Origin of the sequence: Brevibacterium jeotgali (assembly GCF_900169175.1) — a bacterium.
GTDB classification, from domain to species: domain Bacteria; phylum Actinomycetota; class Actinomycetes; order Actinomycetales; family Brevibacteriaceae; genus Brevibacterium; species Brevibacterium jeotgali.
Genome location: NZ_FXZM01000002.1, coordinates 76846 through 94880, shown reverse-complemented (window position 1 = coordinate 94880; position 18035 = coordinate 76846). Strand labels below are relative to the sequence as shown.

The 18035-nt window shown below is 68.5% G+C and carries 19 protein-coding genes; 11 read left to right on the top strand and 8 right to left on the bottom strand.

The annotated features are described in order from the left end of the window. Positions 1 to 24: 24 nt before the first annotated feature. Both BJEO58_RS02285 and BJEO58_RS02280 read right to left on the bottom strand, forming a co-directional pair. Entirely contained in the window at positions 25 to 1224 is a 1200-nt protein-coding gene (locus tag BJEO58_RS02285) for a glycosyltransferase (RefSeq protein ID WP_101587401.1), read from the bottom strand. A gap of 15 nt (positions 1225 to 1239) precedes the next feature. Continuing rightward, a complete protein-coding gene (locus BJEO58_RS02280) occupies positions 1240 to 2463 on the bottom strand; it encodes an NAD-dependent epimerase/dehydratase family protein (protein WP_101587400.1) in 1224 nt (407 codons plus the stop codon). A 107-nt stretch (positions 2464 to 2570) separates the two neighbouring features. Between BJEO58_RS02280 and BJEO58_RS02275 the strand changes: the two genes are divergently transcribed. Both BJEO58_RS02275 and BJEO58_RS02270 read left to right on the top strand, forming a co-directional pair. Beyond that, positions 2571 to 3281 carry a PIG-L deacetylase family protein gene (locus tag BJEO58_RS02275; RefSeq protein WP_101587398.1) on the top strand — a complete coding sequence of 237 codons (711 nt, stop codon included), beginning with the start codon at positions 2571 to 2573 and terminating at the stop codon, positions 3279 to 3281. A gap of 49 nt (positions 3282 to 3330) precedes the next feature. Beyond that, positions 3331 to 4650: a M20/M25/M40 family metallo-hydrolase gene (locus BJEO58_RS02270; RefSeq protein ID WP_101587396.1), complete on the top strand. Its 1320-nt coding sequence runs from the start codon at positions 3331 to 3333 to the stop codon at positions 4648 to 4650. A 1-nt stretch (position 4651) separates the two neighbouring features. Here BJEO58_RS02270 and BJEO58_RS02265 read toward each other — a convergent pair whose 3' ends face one another. Beyond that, a complete protein-coding gene (locus BJEO58_RS02265; RefSeq protein ID WP_101587394.1) occupies positions 4652 to 5623 on the bottom strand; it encodes a DMT family transporter in 972 nt (323 codons plus the stop codon). Between the two features lie 33 nt (positions 5624 to 5656). Between BJEO58_RS02265 and BJEO58_RS02260 the strand changes: the two genes are divergently transcribed. Continuing rightward, entirely contained in the window at positions 5657 to 6370 is a 714-nt protein-coding gene (locus BJEO58_RS02260) for a histidine phosphatase family protein (protein WP_101587392.1), read from the top strand. Here BJEO58_RS02260 and BJEO58_RS02255 read toward each other — a convergent pair whose 3' ends face one another. Beyond that, entirely contained in the window at positions 6371 to 7213 is an 843-nt protein-coding gene (locus BJEO58_RS02255) for an undecaprenyl-diphosphate phosphatase (protein WP_101587390.1), read from the bottom strand. Positions 7214 to 7284: 71 nt separating this feature from the next. On the opposite strand from BJEO58_RS02255, the gene BJEO58_RS02250 reads away from it, so the two are divergent. After that, on the top strand, positions 7285 to 8202 hold the full coding sequence (locus tag BJEO58_RS02250; RefSeq protein ID WP_101587388.1) for an aldo/keto reductase: 918 nt from the start codon (positions 7285 to 7287) through the stop codon (positions 8200 to 8202). On the opposite strand, the gene BJEO58_RS02245 is transcribed toward BJEO58_RS02250, so the two are convergent. After that, positions 8162 to 8560, bottom strand: a complete 399-nt coding sequence (locus BJEO58_RS02245) for a hypothetical protein (protein ID WP_101587387.1) — start codon at positions 8558 to 8560, stop codon at positions 8162 to 8164. The genes BJEO58_RS02250 and BJEO58_RS02245 overlap by 41 nt on opposite strands. 66 nt (positions 8561 to 8626) lie before the next feature. Between BJEO58_RS02245 and BJEO58_RS02240 the strand changes: the two genes are divergently transcribed. The 3 genes from BJEO58_RS02240 (at position 8627) to mshC (ending at position 11365) form a co-directional block, all read left to right on the top strand. Beyond that, a complete protein-coding gene (locus BJEO58_RS02240) occupies positions 8627 to 9193 on the top strand; it encodes a DUF3090 domain-containing protein (RefSeq protein ID WP_101587385.1) in 567 nt (188 codons plus the stop codon). 8 nt (positions 9194 to 9201) lie between these two features. Further along, positions 9202 to 10014 (top strand): SCO1664 family protein, encoded by an 813-nt coding sequence (locus BJEO58_RS02235; protein WP_101587384.1) that lies wholly within the window; start codon positions 9202 to 9204, stop codon positions 10012 to 10014. Between the two features lie 112 nt (positions 10015 to 10126). Further along, positions 10127 to 11365, top strand: coding sequence for a cysteine--1-D-myo-inosityl 2-amino-2-deoxy-alpha-D-glucopyranoside ligase (mshC, locus tag BJEO58_RS02230; RefSeq protein ID WP_101587383.1), 1239 nt, complete (start codon positions 10127 to 10129; stop codon positions 11363 to 11365). 49 nt (positions 11366 to 11414) lie between these two features. Here mshC and BJEO58_RS02225 read toward each other — a convergent pair whose 3' ends face one another. Next, positions 11415 to 12245 carry a PAC2 family protein gene (locus BJEO58_RS02225; RefSeq protein WP_180951796.1) on the bottom strand — a complete coding sequence of 277 codons (831 nt, stop codon included), beginning with the start codon at positions 12243 to 12245 and terminating at the stop codon, positions 11415 to 11417. Between the two features lie 46 nt (positions 12246 to 12291). Between BJEO58_RS02225 and BJEO58_RS02220 the strand changes: the two genes are divergently transcribed. Beyond that, positions 12292 to 12954 (top strand): HAD family hydrolase, encoded by a 663-nt coding sequence (locus tag BJEO58_RS02220; RefSeq protein ID WP_101587380.1) that lies wholly within the window; start codon positions 12292 to 12294, stop codon positions 12952 to 12954. Here BJEO58_RS02220 and BJEO58_RS02215 read toward each other — a convergent pair. Further along, positions 12932 to 13744, bottom strand: coding sequence for a RecB family exonuclease (locus BJEO58_RS02215; RefSeq protein ID WP_101587378.1), 813 nt, complete (start codon positions 13742 to 13744; stop codon positions 12932 to 12934). The two genes, BJEO58_RS02220 and BJEO58_RS02215, sit on opposite strands and share 23 nt — an antisense overlap. A 28-nt stretch (positions 13745 to 13772) precedes the next feature. On the opposite strand from BJEO58_RS02215, the gene BJEO58_RS02210 reads away from it, so the two are divergent. From BJEO58_RS02210 to arc, 3 genes are read left to right on the top strand one after another with little or no spacing between them, the layout of a single operon-like run. After that, positions 13773 to 14930, top strand: coding sequence for a site-2 protease family protein (locus BJEO58_RS02210; protein WP_101587377.1), 1158 nt, complete (start codon positions 13773 to 13775; stop codon positions 14928 to 14930). Positions 14931 to 14979: 49 nt separating this feature from the next. Further along, positions 14980 to 16050 carry a tRNA (adenine-N1)-methyltransferase gene (locus BJEO58_RS02205; RefSeq protein ID WP_101587782.1) on the top strand — a complete coding sequence of 357 codons (1071 nt, stop codon included), beginning with the start codon at positions 14980 to 14982 and terminating at the stop codon, positions 16048 to 16050. Further along, on the top strand, positions 16031 to 17638 hold the full coding sequence (gene arc / locus BJEO58_RS02200) for a proteasome ATPase (protein ID WP_101587375.1): 1608 nt from the start codon (positions 16031 to 16033) through the stop codon (positions 17636 to 17638). The genes BJEO58_RS02205 and arc overlap by 20 nt, the downstream gene beginning before the upstream one ends. A gap of 3 nt (positions 17639 to 17641) precedes the next feature. Here the strand turns inward: arc and BJEO58_RS02195 are convergent, their stop codons facing one another. After that, positions 17642 to 18019 (bottom strand): DUF3054 domain-containing protein, encoded by a 378-nt coding sequence (locus tag BJEO58_RS02195; protein ID WP_101587779.1) that lies wholly within the window; start codon positions 18017 to 18019, stop codon positions 17642 to 17644. Positions 18020 to 18035: the final 16 nt, after the last annotated feature.

Sequence of the window (18035 nt, the reverse complement as noted above, 5' to 3'; positions counted from 1 at the left end):
CTTCAGGCATGAGACTGCCGTCCCTCAGCTGAGGGACGGCAGTGCGGGCTTCATCGGTCGGCCGAACAGGGCCATGCGCCAGCCGGGCGGACGGTGATCCGACCAGTACCGCTCCACGGCCTCTTCATATCCGCCGACGAGGCTCTCCGTCGCTGCGCGCCAGCCCTGCTTCTCCGTCTCCCGACGACCGCCGGCGGACAGCCGTTCCCGCAGCTCCGCATCCTCGAGCACACGCGTGACCTTCGCCGTGATGTCGTCGACGGAGCCAGGCTCATGGAGCAGGCCGCCGACGCCGTCGCTCACCGCGAAGGGCAGCCCACCGGCACGTGCGCCGATGACGGGGACGCCGGAGGCCATCGATTCGAGGGCGACGAGGCCCAGCGTCTCCGTGGTCGACGGGAACACGAAGAGGTCAGCGCTCGCGTAGGCGGCGGACAGCTCCTCGCCGCCCATGTACCCCGTGAAGACGGTGCGCGTGCCCGCGAACAGGCGCTCCAGCTCATCCCGGTGCGGTCCCGAACCGACGAAGGCCAGCCTGACGTTCGCCGGGAGGCGATCCATCATCGGGCGCAGCAGGTCGAGGTCCTTCTCCTTCGACAGCCTGCCGACGTAGACGAGCAGCCGGTCGTCCGGATTGCCTGCTGTCAGCCGCTCGCGCATGGCGCGGTCGGCGCGGTCGGGCCGATACGCCTCGGTGTCGACGGCCTTCGGCCACAGCTGGACGTTCCGGATCCCCGAGCCGCGCGCACGCTGCACCATCTGCTGGGAGGTGCAGAGGTTCACCTGCGCGAAGTTGTGCATCCAGGTGATCCACCGACTCGTGGTGTCGGTGATCCACTCCAGGCCCAGCCGTTCGGTGTACGACGGCACATCGGTGTGGAAGCTGGCGACCAGCGGCAGATCGCGCCTCCGCGCCGACAGTGTCCCGTAGGCCGCGAGCCAGATCGGATTCACCGCATGCACGACGTGGGGATGGAACCGCTCCATGACCCGTGCGATCTCCGGAGTCGGCAGACCCACGGACAGCTCCGGGTACCACGGACGGAACGGAACCGCCCGCACCCGGATGACCTCGAAGCCCGCGAACGATTCGGGAGGATGCCCGGGCGCGAAGACGACGACCTCGTGCCCCATCGCCTGGAGCTGCTCGAGGGAGCGGACCAGCCGCGTGACGACCCCGTCGACCTTGGGGAGGAAGACCTCCGTGAAGACGGCGATGCGCACTGGGTCAGCCCGCCGTCACGCGGTTTCGGCGATCCGCGTCGGCGCACCGACCGCCTGGGCCTCGGTCCACAGCGATGTCGCCGGGATCTTCGACTGATCCGCGCGGTCGGCGTACCGACGCGCTGTCTCCTCGACCTCCTGCAGGAGTCCGGAGGACAGGGTGGTCGGCTCGAGGCCCAGGTCGAGGAAGGTCCGGTTCGACGCGTACAGGTCGTTCTCCGCCGACTCCTGACGAGGGTTCGGGACGAGTTCCAGCGAGGCGCCGGAGATCTCGCAGATGAGCTCCGCCAGGTCGCGGACCCGGTGCGTCTCCGTCATCTGGTTGAAGATCTTGACCTTCTCCCCGCCCGCAGGCGGGTTGTCGACTGCGATCGCGATGCATCGCACCATGTCCTGGATATGGATGAAGGCGCGCGTCTGTCCGCCGGTGCCGTGGACGGTCAGGGGGTAGCCGACGGCTGCCTGCATGAGGAAGCGGTTGAGGACCGTGCCGTAGTCGCCGTCGTAGTCGAAGCGGTTGATGAGGCGCTCATCGAGCTGGGTCTCCTCCGTGTGCGTGCCCCAGATGATGCCCTGGTGGAGGTCCGTGATCCGCAGCTTGTCGTTCTTCGCGTAGAACGCGAAGAGATGCTGGTCGAGGACCTTCGTCATGTGGTAGATCGAGCCGGGGTTCGTCGGGTAGAGCATCGTCTGGTCGAGGAGCTCACCGGTCGCATTCCCGTCCGGGTCCTCGCCCGGGACCTTCACGTCGAGGTAGCCCTCGGGGATCCGCATGCCCGCCGTGCCGTAGCCGTAGACGCCCATCGTGCCCAGATGGACGAGGTGCACATCGAGATCGGATTCGACGATCGCTGACAGCACGTTGTGCGTCGCGTTCACGTTGTTGTCGATCGTGTACCGCTTGTGGGTGGGCGATTTCATCGAGTATGGGGCGGCTCGCTGCTCCGCGAAGTGGACGACCACCTCCGGACGGGTCTGCGACAGCAGTGCCACGAACCCCTCGTAGTCCTGGGCGATGTCGACCTCGTGGAAGTCGATCGTGCGCCCGGTCGCGTCCGTCCACGCCGCGAGGCGCTCCTGCGGGGTGCGGATGGGGGTCAGCGAGTCAGTCCCGAGCTCCTCATCGATTCGCCGACGCGACAGGTTGTCGACGATTCCGACGTCGTGGCCCAGCTGCGACAGGTGGAGGGCTGCCGGCCATCCGCAGAAGCCGTCTCCGCCGAGGACAAGGATGCGCACGTATGTCTCCTTCAAACGTTCATTGCGAGCTCTGTTCGCGTTCGTCGCTCCACACTACCCGGCCCGTAGACTGGCCGATGGACAGTGTTCTACAGAGAGGTGAACTCATGACGGACACCCGGGTCGGGCCCCCGCTTCCGCACATGCCCGATGACTTCTCATCAGTGCTGGTGATCGTGGCACACCCCGATGACCCCGAGTACGGGATCGGGTCCGCCGTCGCAGCCTGGACACGTGCCGGGAAGCGGGTGGGCTACCTGCTCGCGAGCCGGGGCGAGGCCGGCATCGCGGGGATGGATCCCTCCGTCTGCGCGACCGTCCGCACGAAGGAGCAGGAGGCAGCGTGCCGGGAGGTCGGCGTCGAGTCGCTCGTCTTCCTCGATGAGCCCGACGGTCGGATCCTCGCGACCCCGCAGCTGCGCACGAAGATCGCTCATGAGGTGCGCCGGTTCCGACCGGAACTCGTCGTGCTGCTGAACTTCCAGTCCACGTGGGGCGGACGGTTCTTCAACTCCGCGGACCACCGCAACCTCGGTCAGGCAGCGGTCGACGGCATCGCAGACGCCGGCAACGAATGGATCGTGCCCGGCGCACGCTATGACGGAGTCGGCCACATCGCGGAGTTCGGCGCCGACCCCACCCACCGGATCGATGTGACCGATGGTGTCGAAGCGGCTGTCGCCTCCCTCACCTGCCACCGGGAGTACCTGTCCGCGCTCTCCGACGAACCCGTGGAGCAGCAGGCGCGCGCTCAGATCGACTCGACACTCACCCACGAGGAGGGACGCTCCTACCTCGGTTTCCGACTGTACGGCTGACGTACCCGCCCACACGGCCGAACACCGCCCTGACGAAAGGACCTGTTCCATGACGCAGTCACCCGATCCCTACGCGAGCGCTGTCGCAGAGACCACACAGATCGCGCAGCGGCTCATCCGATTCGATACGCAGAACTGGGGCGAGGGGAAGGCAAACCCCGAACTCGAGGCCACGGAATGGATCGCCGCCCAGCTGGCGGAGGTCGGTCTCGAGTCCACCATCAAGGAATCGGAGCCCGGACGTGCGAGCCTCGTCGCCCGCATCCCCGGCACCGACCCGGACGCCGGGGCGCTCGTCGTCCACGGCCACACCGACGTGGTCCCGGCCGACGAATCGGAGTGGTCCGTGGATCCCTTCGGCGGCGTGATCAAGGACGGGCTGCTCTGGGGCCGCGGTGCCGTGGACATGAAGAACATGGACGCGATGATCATCTCCAGCGTCCGCGACATGCTCCGCAAGGGGCTGCGTCCCCGGCGCGACCTCATCATCGCGTTCTTCGCGGATGAGGAGGCCGGCGGTGGGTACGGCGCCGGGTGGATGGTCGAGAACCACCCGGAGCTGTTCGACGGGGCCACCGAGGCGATCAGCGAGGTGGGCGGCTATTCGACGACCATCCGAGGACAGCGCGTCTACCTCGTCCAGACCGCGGAGAAGGGACTCGCCTGGCTTCGCCTGCTCGCCCACGGCACTGCCGGACACGGCTCGATGGTGAACGAGGACAACCCCATCACCCGGCTCGCAGGGGCGATCGCCCGGATCGGCGCCCATGAGTGGCCGGAGGACATGCCCCAGTCCACGCGGGACCTTCTCGAGGGAGTCTCGGAGATCACCGGCATCCCGTTCACTGCGGAGACGACGGAGGAGCTCATCAGCGAGCTCGGCACAGTGTCGCGCTTCGTCGGCCCCACCCTGCGCAACACGTCGAATCCGACCATCCTCCAGGCCGGATACAAGCACAACGTCATCCCCGCGACGGCGCAGGCCTTCGTCGACTGCCGCGTGCTGCCGGGCCAGTTCGAGGACGTCATGCTGACGATCAAGGAGCTCGTGGGGGAGGGGATCGATGTGGAACCCGTGACCGTGGGCGACGCCGTCGAATCCCCGTTCAGCGGTCGGCTGGTCGACACCATGCAGGCGTGCCTGCTCGACGCGGACCCCGGCGCGAAGGTGCTGCCGCACACGATGAGCGGTGGCACGGACAACAAGTCGCTGGCGCGACTGGGGATCGTCGGCTACGGCTTCGCGCCCCTGCAGCTGACAGACGATCTGGACTTCGCTGCGATGTTCCACGGCAAGGACGAGCGGGTGGCCCTGTCCTCGCTGGACTTCGGCACGCGCGTGCTCAGTCGGTTCATGCTGGAGGCGTGACTCATGCTGGACGCGTGACGACCGTGCGCCGCGGCGGCTGCTGCCGTCGCGGCCACGACGCGATGAGCACACCGATCAGCACGCAGGTCATCGCCGCGATCGTCGTGATCGTGATCGTCGCGCCCGGGTGGAGGAGGTCCACGACGAGCGAGCTCAGCAGGTTCCCGAACAGCGATGTCATCGACACGAGCAGGACCCCCAGCTGACTGACCGTCGTCGATGTCACGCCGATGAACACGACACCGAGCGCGCCTCCGACCAGCAGCCACGCCTCGCCCGGCATCTGCGGCAGCCGATCCACCCGTGTGCCTGCCGCCCACACGGCCGCGCTGCACGCGAGCAGGAAGAGGAAGCCCACCATGAAGTTCACCGTCGTCGCGGTGATCGCTGAACGGGACGACTCCCGCACCCTGCCGTTGAGAGCCGCCTGCACAGACGTGAGGGATCCCGCCAGCAGCGGCACCAGGGGGGCCCAGAGCGGGATGCCGCGTGAGAACCCGCCCACGGACACCAGCACGACACCTGCGAGCACGACGATCGTGCCGATGTGCCTCCGCACCGACGGCGGTGTGCGGCCACTGGGCGGCAGTGCGGTGTTGTCCACGACCAGCGCTCCCAGCAGCTGTCCGCAGACGAACGACATCGTGAGTACGGAGACACCGATGAGCGGCACGGTGAGGGCCTGTGCGAGCACGACCGTCGAACCGCCCAGTCCACCGAGCAGCATCCACCAGCGCACCGCGCCTCCGCGCAGATCCGCGATGAGACGGCCCACGCCGCGCCGCGCCCCCGATGACACCGCGAGAACGAGCGCCATGAGGATCAGGCCGCCGAAGAAGCTGAGGGTCGCGGCGTAGACACCCGAGCCGATGACGCCGGCGAGCGATCCGTTGGCACGCGACTGGATGGCCATGAGGAAGCCGGCGAACGCCGTCGCGGCACCGGCCAGGAGGATCGTTCCGTCTACCCGCACCCGGTGACCGTATCACCGGCCTATCCTGGGGTGATGGAGATCATCCTGGTGCGCCACGGCGAATCCACCGCGAATGCGGGCGGAGTGCTGGCCGGACGCGACGATTCCGTCGAACTCACTGATCAGGGCCGCACCCAGGTGCGCGAGGCCCGCGACCTCATACCGGAGCTCACGAGCGATAGGCCCGCAGCGGTCTTCAGCTCGCCCATCCGGCGCTGCCTGATGACAGCGCACGAACTCATGAACGTGCACGAACCCATCGCCGCGGCCGACCCTGCGGCCAGCCCGCAGAGTCGGGGACCGCACAGTCCCTGCACGGTGCTCCAGGACCTCTCCGAGGTCGACTACGGCGACTGGACCGGCAGGAGGATCCGCGACCTCCTCGATGAGCCCCTCTGGGAGACGGTCCGTGCCGCCCCCAGCCGCGCCCGGTTCCCGGGAGGCGAGTCGCTCGCCGAGGTCGCCCTCCGGTCCCGCTCCGCTCTCGAGTCCGCGTGCGAGCAGGCTCGCGACAGTGGTGCGAAGGTGGCGATCCTCGTGTCCCACGGCGATGTCATCAAACTGATGCTGGCCCACGCGCTCGGCATGGAGGTCGACTGCTTCCAGCGGATCGCGGTCGCACCGGCGTCCGTGTCACGGCTCATGGTGGGGAAGAACGGGTCGGTCCCGCCCATGACGGTCACCATGCTGGGTGCGACCGCACGGGGGCGGCGCGCACAGGCGCGCCAGCCCGGTGGGGGACGGTGATCAGAGGGGCTGCAGGACCCCGGTGCCCAGCAGGATGTAGATGAGGACGCCGATGGCCACTCGATACCAGACGAAGACGGCGAACGACTTCGTCTGGACGAACTTGAGGAAGCCGACGATGACGACGTAGCCGACGATGAAGCTCACCAGGGTCGCAATGGCGGTGGGGCCCCAGCCCAGCACCATCTCGTTGCCGGCGGACACCTCCGCCATAGACTTGTAGAGGCCGTAGAAGCCGGATCCCATGACCGCCGGCACTGCCAGCAGGAACGAGTAGCGCGCGGCCTCGGGACGGGTGAAGCCCATGAAGCGACCGGCCATGATGGTGCCGCCGGACCGTGACACGCCGGGAACGAGCGCGAGCGCCTGTGCGAAGCCGTAGGCGAGACCCTGCCCCCACGTCATCTTGTCGAGCGTCTGGACGCGCGGACCGACCTTGTCCGCCAGGCCCAGGATCAGGCCGAAGACGATCAGCATGGTCGCGGTGATCCACAGACTGCGCAGGACCGAGTCGATCGCATCTTCGAAGACGAGGCCCAGGACGACGATGGGCACCGAGCCGATGATGATCAGCCACCCCAGCCGCACCTTCGGATCCCTGCGATCCACCCTGCCGACGAGCGATCGGCACCATGCGCCGATGATTCCGGTGATGTCCTTCCAGAAGTAGACGATGACGGCGGACTCCGTGCCGATCTGGACGATCGCTGTGAAGAATGCTCCGGGGTCCTGACCGGGCAGCAGGAACTCACCGACGATCCGCAGATGCGCAGACGACGAGACCGGCAGGAATTCGGTGAGGCCCTGGACGATGCCCAGGATCACGGCGATGATCCAGTCCATGGAGGGTCATGTCCTTTGCTTCGGGGGCGTGAACCACGTCAGGCTACCCGCATCCGGTAGCCTTCGGAACTATGCATTCCAACCGGATGGGCAATACGGGCCTGCAGGTGTCCGATCTCTCACTGGGGACCTTCGAATGGGGTCGACGCGTTGACGTCGCGACCGCTCGGGAACTCCTCGATGCCTACGCGTCCGCTGGGGGAACCGCACTCGAGCTCCCCGCCTTCGATGCCCCCGCCGTGGGTCTCGTCACCGACATGCGGATCCCGTCCCGCGTGCAGCTCCTCGCACGGGTGGGCGTGCGCGCGACCGAAGCGGGGGGCACGCCCCAGCTGAGGACGGGCCGCTCCGACCTCCTGACCGATGTGCGCAGTCTGCTCGGCGCACTCGATCGCGATCACCTCGATGTGCTGGTGCTCGACGCCTTCGACGACCGGATCCCGGTGGAGGAGTCCGCCTCGATCCTGCGCACGCTCGTGGACACAGGGGACGTCGGCTATGTGCTGCTGTCGCACCACTCCGCATGGCAGCTGTCGCTGCGAGCCGCGGACTCCGGACTCCCGTTCGCCGGTGCGATCGCGGAGTACTCGCTCCTGAGAAGGGACGCCGAGACCTCGCTGCGGCCCGCGCTCGACTACCTGGGCCTCGGGCTGATCGCCGGCGCCGGCCTCGGACGCGGGGTCCTGTCCGGTCAGTACCTGCGTGGACTGCCCGCGGGGAGTCGGGGTGCGGGGGACCTCGGCGGATACGTCGGTGAGCTGCTCGACGACGACACGACCGGTGTCGTGCAGGGCGTCGTCAAGGCGGCGACGGCGCTGGGAGTCGACCCGATCGACATCGCCCTCGCGTGGAATCGTCGTTCGCTGTGCGCTTCGACGATCGTGTCACCGCGCACCCGCGAGCAGCTGGATCAGCTGCTCGCGTCCGATCTGGAGCTCGCGAACGAGATCAGCGAGGTCCTCGATCAGATATCGGATCCCTGCGGCTGACGTCGTCTGCGCTCGCGGAACCACCGGACGCCGGACCCGCGTCGTCGGCCTCCACATCACCGTCGTACGCGTCCTCGTCGTCGTAGTAGTCGTCCTGGTCGCTCGAGTCGCCGTCGTAGTCGTCCTCGTCCTCGTCCTCGTCACGATCGTCCTCGACGTCATCGAAGAGTTCGAACGGAGTCACCTCGCCGTACGCGGTGTAGAGGGAGTCCTCGTAGATCTCGAACGCGTCCGCGAGCGCCATGTACGAGGCCTCGACGCGGGGGTCGGTCTCCGATGTGCGGTGCGCAGACGCAGCGAAGTGTTCGCGGACGGCGGAGAGGAAGTCTTCGAGGGCAGCGCTCGGATCCGTGCTCATGCTCCCCACTCTAGCGCTACCCGAGGGTGTCGGACAGGGGTCGGCATCCTCGTATAGCCTGGGCGTATGCCCGCCCACGCCTTCGAGCACTCCGCACCCGACCGCTTCGTCGCCGGGACCGTCGGCCTTCCCGGAGAGCGCACCTTCTACCTGCAGGCATCCTCGGACGGCGCGGTCCACTCCGTCACGCTCGAGAAGGAGCAGGTGGAGATCCTCGCGGAGCGGGTCGATGAGCTGCTCGACCTGGTGCGCTCGCGCTCCGATGACGCGCACGGCGTCCCTGCGGCACCTCTTCCCGAACTCGAGGACAACGGCGGCCTCGTGACCCCCGTCGACCCGGAGTTCCGCGTCGGCACGATGAGCCTGGGGTGGGACACCGAGGACCATCGCCTCATCATCGAGTGCTTCGAGCTGACCCGCGCGGATGCGGAGGCGGGCGCGAGCTCCGAGCCCGGCGCGGACGGCGAGGACAGGTCAGTGCTGCGCATCCGTCTCACCGGACCGCAGGCACGCGAGTTCGCCCGCCGCGGCGAGCAGGTCGTCACCTCCGGCCGTGGCGAGTGCCCGCTGTGCCACCAGGCGCTGGAACCCTCCGGTCACGTGTGCCCGCGTCTCAACGGGGTGGCTCGCTGAGCAGCGGAATGTGCCGTCTGCTGTCCACCGGGACCGTCCGTCCCCTGGGCAGGATGCGCGGTGCCAGCAACGAGACGCTGCTTGCCACCGTCACGGGATCCGACGTCCCCGAGGGGCCGCAGCGCACCGTCCGCACTGTGCTGAAGACGCGTGCGGGGGAGCGTCCGCTGCACGATTTCCCCTCCGGCACGCTGTCGCTGCGGGAGGTCGCCTCCCATCGTCTGTCGGCACACCTCGGCCTCGATGTGGTGCCGCCCACCGTCTGGCGCGACGACATCGGGACGGGCGCCTCGCTCCAGGCCTACGTGGAATCGGATCCGACCGCCGAGGAGCCGGTCGTGCTCGCGGCGGAGGAAGCAGTGGACGACGGGCTGGCCCCCGTCCTGCGGGCCGTGCTGAGCGATGGCACCGATGTGGTGCTCGCGCACTCCCTCACAGCGGACATGCGTGCGCTGGCCCTCTTCGACGTCCTCATCAACAATGCGGACCGCAAGGGCGGTCACGTGCTGCGAGGAGCCTGGGAGTTCGACGGCCACTCGCCTCCGCGGGTGGCCCTCCAGGCGATCGACAACGGGCTGTCGTTCCACGCGGAGCCGAAGCTGCGCACGGTCCTCTGGGGCTTCGCCGGATCACCGCTCACCGCTGACGAACGGGCACTGGTCGAGCGCGTGCAGAGCGAGGACCTGGATCCTGTGCTGGGAGACGTCCTTGCGACCGCAGAGATCGACGCGCTGTCCGAGCGCGCGGCGATACTGCTGGACGCGGGGACCCTGCCGCTTCCCGACGACGATCGCCACGTGGTGCCCTGGCCGCCCCTGTGAGCTGTCGCCCCTGTGAGCTGTCACGCAGGCCGCCCTACGATGCGGATCATCCGCTGAGCGACCCGTGTGTGCCAAGTTCGCGTTGCACGCGACGAAGTGCGATGCTGGGCGCGTGAAGTCCTGGTCATCCCCTGAAATCCCCTCTGTCTCCGGCCGCGGGAAGCGTCCGACCGTGTTCTGCACCTCGCACCGCGGTCCGGCCGACACTCCTCGCAAGCTCAAGGAGGCGCGTCTCTACGTCTGCGGCATCACCCCGTACGATGCGACGCACCTGGGTCACGCCGCCACATACGTCGCCTTCGACGTGCTCTTCCGCACGTGGAAGGACGCCGGGGTGGACGTGACGTACGCGCAGAACATCACCGACGTCGACGACCCGCTGCTCGAGCGCGCCGACGCCATCGGGATGGACTGGCGCGAACTCGCGGAGTCGCAGATCGATCTGTTCCGGTCGGACATGGAGCTGCTGCGCGTCATTCCGCCGGACGCCTACATCGGTGCCGTCGAATCCATCGACCGCGTCGTGGATGCAGTCACCCGCCTGCTCGACAAGGGAGCGGCCTACACACTGGACAGCGGCGATGTGTACTACCGCGTCGGCACCCGCATCGAACCCCCGTTCGGCTCCACGTCGCACCTCGAACGGCACGAGATGCTCGAGCTCTTCGCGGAGCGCGGCGGCGACCCGGAGACCGCCGGCAAGGCGGATCCGCTCGACCCGCTGCTGTGGCGGGCCGAACGTGCGGGGGAGCCCGCATGGGACGGCGGCCGTCTGGGAGCAGGCCGGCCCGGCTGGCACATCGAATGCGCCGTCATCGCCCAGGACCACGCGGGTCTGCCGCTGACCGTCCAGGGCGGCGGCTCCGATCTTGCCTTCCCCCACCACGAGATGTGCGCAGCCCACGCGACGGCGCTCACCGGCGTCAATTTCGCGAAGGCCTACATGCACGTCGGCATGGTCGGGTACGAGGGCGAGAAGATCTCGAAGTCGAAGGGCAACCTGGTCCTCGTCTCGAAGCTCGTCGAGCAGGGGGAGGATCCCATGGCGATCCGTGCGCTCCTGCTCGCGCACCACTACCGCAGCGACTGGATGTACACCGACCCCCTCCTCGCGGAGTCCCGTGAGCGGCTCGCCGCATGGCGCGCCGCCGCTCGCTCCGGGACGACCATGGATGCTGCGGAGGAGATCCTCGAGGACATGCGGCAGAACCTCGGCGACGATCTCGACACCCCGGCAGTCCTCGACACGCTCGACGAATGGGCCGACTCCGTGGGGGACGACGGCACTGCAGAAGGAACCGCACTGGTGGTCGACGCGGTCGACGCGCTGCTCGGCATCACACTGCGCTGACACAGACCTCACAGCCGTCAGACCTCACAGCCGTCAGACGACACGGCCGTCAGTCGTCACCGCGGCGGTCGAGGTACCGCTCGAACTCCCGGGCGATCGCGTCCCCGCTCGCCTCGGGAAGATCCGCAGCGTCCGTCATGCTCTCGAGCCGGTGGATGTAGGCGGCGAGATCGTCGTCCGCTGCGACGGCGGCCTCGGCCTCCATCTCCCAGTCCCGGGTGCCGTCCACGAGGTCTCCCTGGTCGAGGACCAGCCCCGTCAGCTCTTCGAAGGCTCCCTGGAGTGCCAGCTGCGCCTTGGGGGAGGGGACTCCGGCGACGTATCCCGGCACTGCGGCCCACATCGACACGGCGGGATGACCGGATGCCGACAGTTCGTGAGCGAGCACTCCGATGATGCCCGTCGGCCCCTCGTACTCCGAGCGGATCGCGTCCGCGGCCGGGATGTCCTCCGGCCTGTCGGTCGTGACGGTGACGGGGATCGGACGGGAATGGACCGTGTCCGCGAGCAGCGCCCCCATGAGGACGACCGCATCGCCGTCCTCGACCCGATCGACGATGAGCGACGCGAAGCGCTGCCAGAGGAATGCGGGCTCGTCGCCCACGATCACCTCGAGCAGGGTGCCGGTGCCGGGAACGCTGCCCGTGTGGATCTCTGTGCCGGGCCAATCGATCCGCGCGGTGCCGTCGTCGCCGCGGACCACGTTCGGGCGTGCGGTCTGGAAGTCGTAGAACTCCTCACCGCCGATCATCCCCGTGCGGGTGAGGCCCATCTGCGCGACGAGGTCCTTCGTGAACCTCGATGCGGATTCCGCAGCGTCGTTCCACCCCTCGAAGGCGATGACGATGAGGCGGGAACCCGGGTCCGGCAGGTAGTCCATGCACCCACAGTACGCGCTCGGACACCGCTCGGTAGGGTGGGGTGATATGAGCACTCCCGCACGCGCCTTCGACGCGGTCCTCTGGGACATGGACGGCACTCTCGTCGACACCGAGCCGTATTGGATGAAGGCTGAGATCGAGCTCATGGGCCGGTACGGCCTCCACTGGGACGAGACCCTGGGCGAGCTCATGGTCGGGAACACGCTGCTGCGCAGTGCGGAGATCCTCGGTGAGCACGGCCTGCCGCTGCCGCCGGAGCAGACTGTCGAGATCCTGCTCGACGGCGTGGTCGCCCGGGTGCGGGAGCACGTGCCCTTCCGCCCCGGAGCGCTCGACCTCCTGGCGGATCTGCGCGCACACGACGTGCCGTGCGCACTCGTGACGATGTCCTACCGCAGGCTGGCCGAGGCCGTCGTCACCGCCTGCGACCCCGGCACCTTCACAGCGCTCATCACCGGTGACGAGGTGTCCGCCGGCAAACCCGATCCGGAGCCGTACCGCGCGGGCGCGGAAGCGGTCGGGCTGCCGCCGAGTGCGTGCGCTGCGCTCGAGGACTCGCTGCCGGGACTGCATTCCGCGGTCGCCGCGGGAACACGGGCTGTGGGCATCCCGCACATCGTGCCGCTGCCGCAGCTCGAGGGCGCCGTGCTCGTCGACTCCCTCGCGGGGATGACGACCGCAGGCCTCAGCGACCTGCTATCGCGGTGATCTCCGGAGTGGGCGGGGGAGTGCCGCCCCATGCGGGGCAGATCGGCTTGAAGTGGCACCAGCCGCACAGAGGGCTGCGCCGGGGCCGCCATTCGTCGGACTCCGCCGCCCGGGCGATCGACTCCCAGAGCTCCAGGATCTCCATCTCCGTCCGCTCGATGTCCCCCGCGGTGGGACGCTTCGTGACGGTCGTGCGGCTGCCCAGGTAGAAGAGCTGCAGGGTGTGCACCAGCTCGCGCCTGCTCAGCCAGTGGACGAGCGCGTAGAACCTCATCTGGAAGTCGGCCTCACCGCTGTACTGCGGCTTGGGCTGCTTGCCGGTCTTGTAGTCGACCAGCCGCACCTGGCCGCCGGGGGCGCGATCCGTGCGATCGACGACGCCGCGCAGCAGCAGGCCGCTGTCCATGGGGGCGGAGACGAACTCCTCACGCGCAGCCGGCTCCAACCGGTCCGGCAGCTCAAGGGCGAAGTAGGCCTCCAGGAGTGTGCGCGCCTGCTCCTGCAGCCTGATGACCTGGTCGGGTCCGGGGAACAGTTCCTCCACGGTCTGGGGATCCTTGGCGCGCAGCGCCTCGAGCGCGGGTGCGATCCCGTCGACCGCGCGTTCGATCGTGCGCTCCGGAGCGGAGGCGTCGAACAGCCGCTCCAGCACGGAATGGACCAGCGTTCCGCGGAAGGCCGCCTCCGAGGGCGGCTCCGGGAGCCTGTCGATCGTCCGCAGGCGGAATTTCAGCGGACACTGCACGAAGTCGTTGGCGCGTGACGGTGACAGTGCGAGCAGTTCGGCCATGGGGCAACCGTACCCGTACGATGGTGCGGTGCCCGAAAAGACCGTATCCGCAGACGCCCGTGCGCCCGGCGCCTCCGGAGGACTCCGGCTCGGCACGGTGCTGGGCGCCCCCGTCCAGCTCGCGTGGTCGTGGTTCATAGCCGCCGGAGCGATCGCGCTCCTCTTCTCTCCCTGGATCTCCCGTGTCCGCCCGGATCTGGGCCCGGGCGCATACGTCATCGGACTGATCTTCGCGATCGTCCTCTTCGGGTCCGTCTTCCTCCACGAACTGGCCCATGCCGTCGCTGGCCGCATGGCCGGATACCGCATCGCGGCGATCGAGCTCAACGTCTGGGGAGGCTTCACCCGGTTCGAGCCCCGTGAGGAGCCCGATTCCCCGCGATCGGCATGGACGAGCTTCTTCATCTCCGTCGTCGGGCCCGTCGTGAACCTGGCGCTGGGCGGGATGGGCTGGCTCCTGCTCGACGCGTTCGGCCGGGGGAGCGTCATCTGGCTGCTGCTGTTCGGGTTCGTGTTCGCCAACCTCGCGCTGGGTGCGATCAATCTGCTCCCGGGCATCCCCCTGGACGGCGGATGGGCGCTTCAGGCGGTGTTCTGGCGGATCACCGGCAGCCCCTTCATGGGGACGATCCTCGCGGCCTGGGCAGGACGCGTCATCGCGCTCGGATTCGTCGCGTGGGCGATCTTCCAGCCGCTGCTGGTCGGTGGACGCCCGGACCTCGTGACAGTCATGTGGACGACGGCGATCGCCGTGATGATCTGGGTCTCCGCCGCGGACGCGGCGAAGAACGCGACGCGGGCCCGCCGCGTGGAGACCTTCGACATGCGCCTCGTCATCCAGCCCGCGGTGGCCGCAGCGTGGTCGGCACCCATCGCGGAGGCCCTCGGCTATGCGGATCCCGGCACAGGCAGGCGCCCTCTCATCGTGGTCCTCGACCGATCCGGCATCCCGTACGGACTCGTCGATCGCAGCTCGGCGCAGGAGGCACCGGGCTCTGCGCTGGTCCACGATCACGTGCGCCCCCTCGGTCCGTGGATCGGCGCCCCCCGCGACATCACCGCCCCGCATCTGCTCGAGTCACTCACGCACCGTCCCAAGGCGACTCACTGCCTCGTCCTCGACGAGGACTCGCTGGTGGGCTTCATCGACCTGCAGGAGTTCTTCGACGAGCTGCTCGACCACTGAGCGCTCACACCCTGCCCGCACGGCGAGGACGACGACTAGAGTGGAGGCGATGAACACGACCCCTCACGACCCGGCTCCCACCGGCACCCGCGTTCTGCGCGGACCGTTCCGACCCGGCGACAAAGTGCAGCTCACAGATCCTCGCGGACGACTCAACACCATCGTCCTGGTGCCCGGGGACAAGTTCCACACCCACAAGGGGTGGATCGAGCACGACGACCTGCTCGGAAGACCCTCCGGTGTGACGGTGCACAGCACCGCGGGCATAGAGTTCCAGGCGATGAGGCCCGGCTACGAGGACTTCGTGCTGTCGATGCCGCGCGGGGCCGCCGTCATCTACCCGAAGGATGCGGCTCTCATCACGACGCTGGGCGACGTGTTCCCCGGCGCGGTCGTGGTCGAGGCCGGGGTCGGCTCCGGTGCGCTCACCCTCGCCCTGCTGCGCGCGGTCGGCGACCACGGACGCGTCCTGTCGTTCGAGCGCCGTCAGGAGTTCGCCGACATCGCCTCCGGGAACGTCGCGGACTTCTTCGGCAGCCCCCATCCCGCATGGTCGTGCACCGTCGGCGACCTCGGCCAGGAGCTGCCGCGGGCCCTGGAGGTCGGCGAGGCCGATCGCGTGGTCCTCGACATGCTCGCCCCCTGGGAGTGCGTCGATGTCGCAGCCGATGCACTCACCGCCGGCGGCATGCTCATCGTCTACATCGCCACTGCCTCGCAGCTGTCGCGCACGGCGGAGGCCGTGCGGAGCACCAAGCGCTTCGCAGAGCCGCGGGCGCTCGAGTCGATGGTCCGCGACTGGCACCTCGAGGGCCTCGCGGTCCGTCCCGAGCACAGGATGATCGGGCACACCGGATTCCTCCTCTTCGCCCGCAGGATGGATGAGGGCATCGAGCCGCTGGAGAGGTCGCGCCGACCGCAGGGCAGCACACCCAGCGACGAGGACCTCGACGCCTGGTTCGAACCCGAGATCACAGAGCAGGACATCGGTCAGCGGACGGCGCCGCCCAAACGGCTGCGCAAGCTCGGTCGTGCCGCAGGGTCGCGTGCCCGGGTGGAAGCGGCACAGGACAGCGCAGCCACAGACGAGGAGGTCACGGATGACACACGAGAAGACTGACGGCACGACCGACGAAGAGGTGACGATGCGCCGCGAGAACGCGATGATGCGCCAGCAGCTCGTCGCCGCGGGGAAGCGCAACGAGACCCTCACGTCGACGCTGCGCAGCGCGCGGGAGGAGCTCGCCCGCATCAGATCCGAGGTCGCGTCGCTGTCCGAGCCCCCGAACACCTACGGGACGGTCGTCGCCGCACCCCACGGCGCCGGGGAGTCGAGGACCGTCGACGTCCTCGCGTCCGGCCGCCGCATGCGTCTGGCTGTCGCGCCGGACCTCTCCGACGAGGTGCTCGCGCCCGGTGCGGACGTGCGGCTGTCCGAGGGCCTCGTCGTGCTCGAACCCGCGGAGGGCCGGGGCGTCGGCGACGTGGCACCGGTGCGCGAGGTGATGCCCGACGGTGACCGCATCATCATCGGGGGACCGAACGACGACGAGCTCGTCTGCCGTCTCACGGCGCAGCTGCAGGAGCACGGTGTGCGCGTGGGCGACCACGTGCTCGTCGACAGGCGCACGCAGTTCGTCCTCGAGATCATCGAGAAGCCCGAGGTGCAGACTCTCCTCCTCGAAGAGGTGCCCGACATCTCGTACGAGGACGTCGGCGGTCTCGCGGCGCAGATCGGCCAGATCCAGGATGCGGTGGAGATGCCGTTCGAGAACCCGGAGCTGTTCGCCGAGCACGAACTCAAGCCGCCCAAGGGCATCCTCCTCTACGGTCCTCCCGGATGCGGCAAGACGCTCATCGCGAAGGCGGTCGCGAACTCGCTGTCAGCGCGCAGGACGGACCGTGCGTCGAAGAGCTACTTCATCAATGTGAAGGGTCCGGAGCTGCTCGACAAGTACGTGGGCGAGACGGAGCGCCAGCTGCGGATCATCTTCTCCCGCGCCCGGGAGAAGGCGACGGCCGGCTCTCCCGTCGTCGTGTTCTTCGATGAGATGGAATCGCTCTTCCGCACGCGCGGGACCGGCAAGTCGTCTGATGTGGAGACGACGATCGTGCCCCAGCTTCTCGCGGAGATCGACGGCGTCGAGTCCCTGGAGAACGTCATCGTGATCGGTGCGTCCAACCGGGAGGACCTCATAGACCCGGCGATCCTGCGGCCCGGCCGCCTCGACGTGAAGATCCGGATCGAGCGTCCCGATGCGGACGCCGCACGGGACATCTACTCGAAGTACGTGACGGATCGGCTGCCGCTCCACGACTCGCTCGCGGATGGCGGCGCCTCCGCCCTCATCGACCGGTGCGTCGACCGGATGTACACCCGATCACGCGCGAACGAGTTCGTCGAGGTGACCTATGCGGACGGCCGCAGAGAGGTCCTCTTCTTCGCTGACTTCGCGTCCGGTGCCATGATCCACAACGTCGTCGACCGCGCCAAGAAGCATGCCATCAAGGCGGTGCTGTCCGGCGAGGGACGCGGTATGCGCTGGGAGCACTTCGACCTCGCGATCGAGGAGGAGTTCGGCGAGCACGAGGACCTGCCGAACACGACCAACCCGGATGAGTGGGCGCGGATCAGCGGGCGCAGGGGTGAGCGGATCACGCACCTGCGGATGATCCACACGGGTCAGCAGACGCCGACGCCCGTGTGAGCCTCACCGGGCGCTGCGTCCCACTGCCGTGGAGGCGATGAGGCGCCACCCCACCAGTGTCACGAAGTTCAGCCCGGTGGCGACGATGAGGAACGCCTCTGCGACGGAGACCCCGCTGATCGCACGCAGCGTCAGGCCGACGAGCACCATGACCGCCCAGACTCCGGTGCCGGTCGCGAGCGGCGACAGCGGTCGGTCCCAGACGCGGATGAGCAGCCAGGCGAGGACCAGCGACGCGACGAACGGCCACGCGGTCTGCACGAGCGCTGACGGATCGAAGTCCCGGTAGTGCTGGTAGTGCCCGATCACGATGAACGCGAGCACCAGCACGAGGTCGACGATGAGGGCGAGGACGAGATGAGACGATTTCTTCGAGGCCACGCCTCGATTGTAGGGG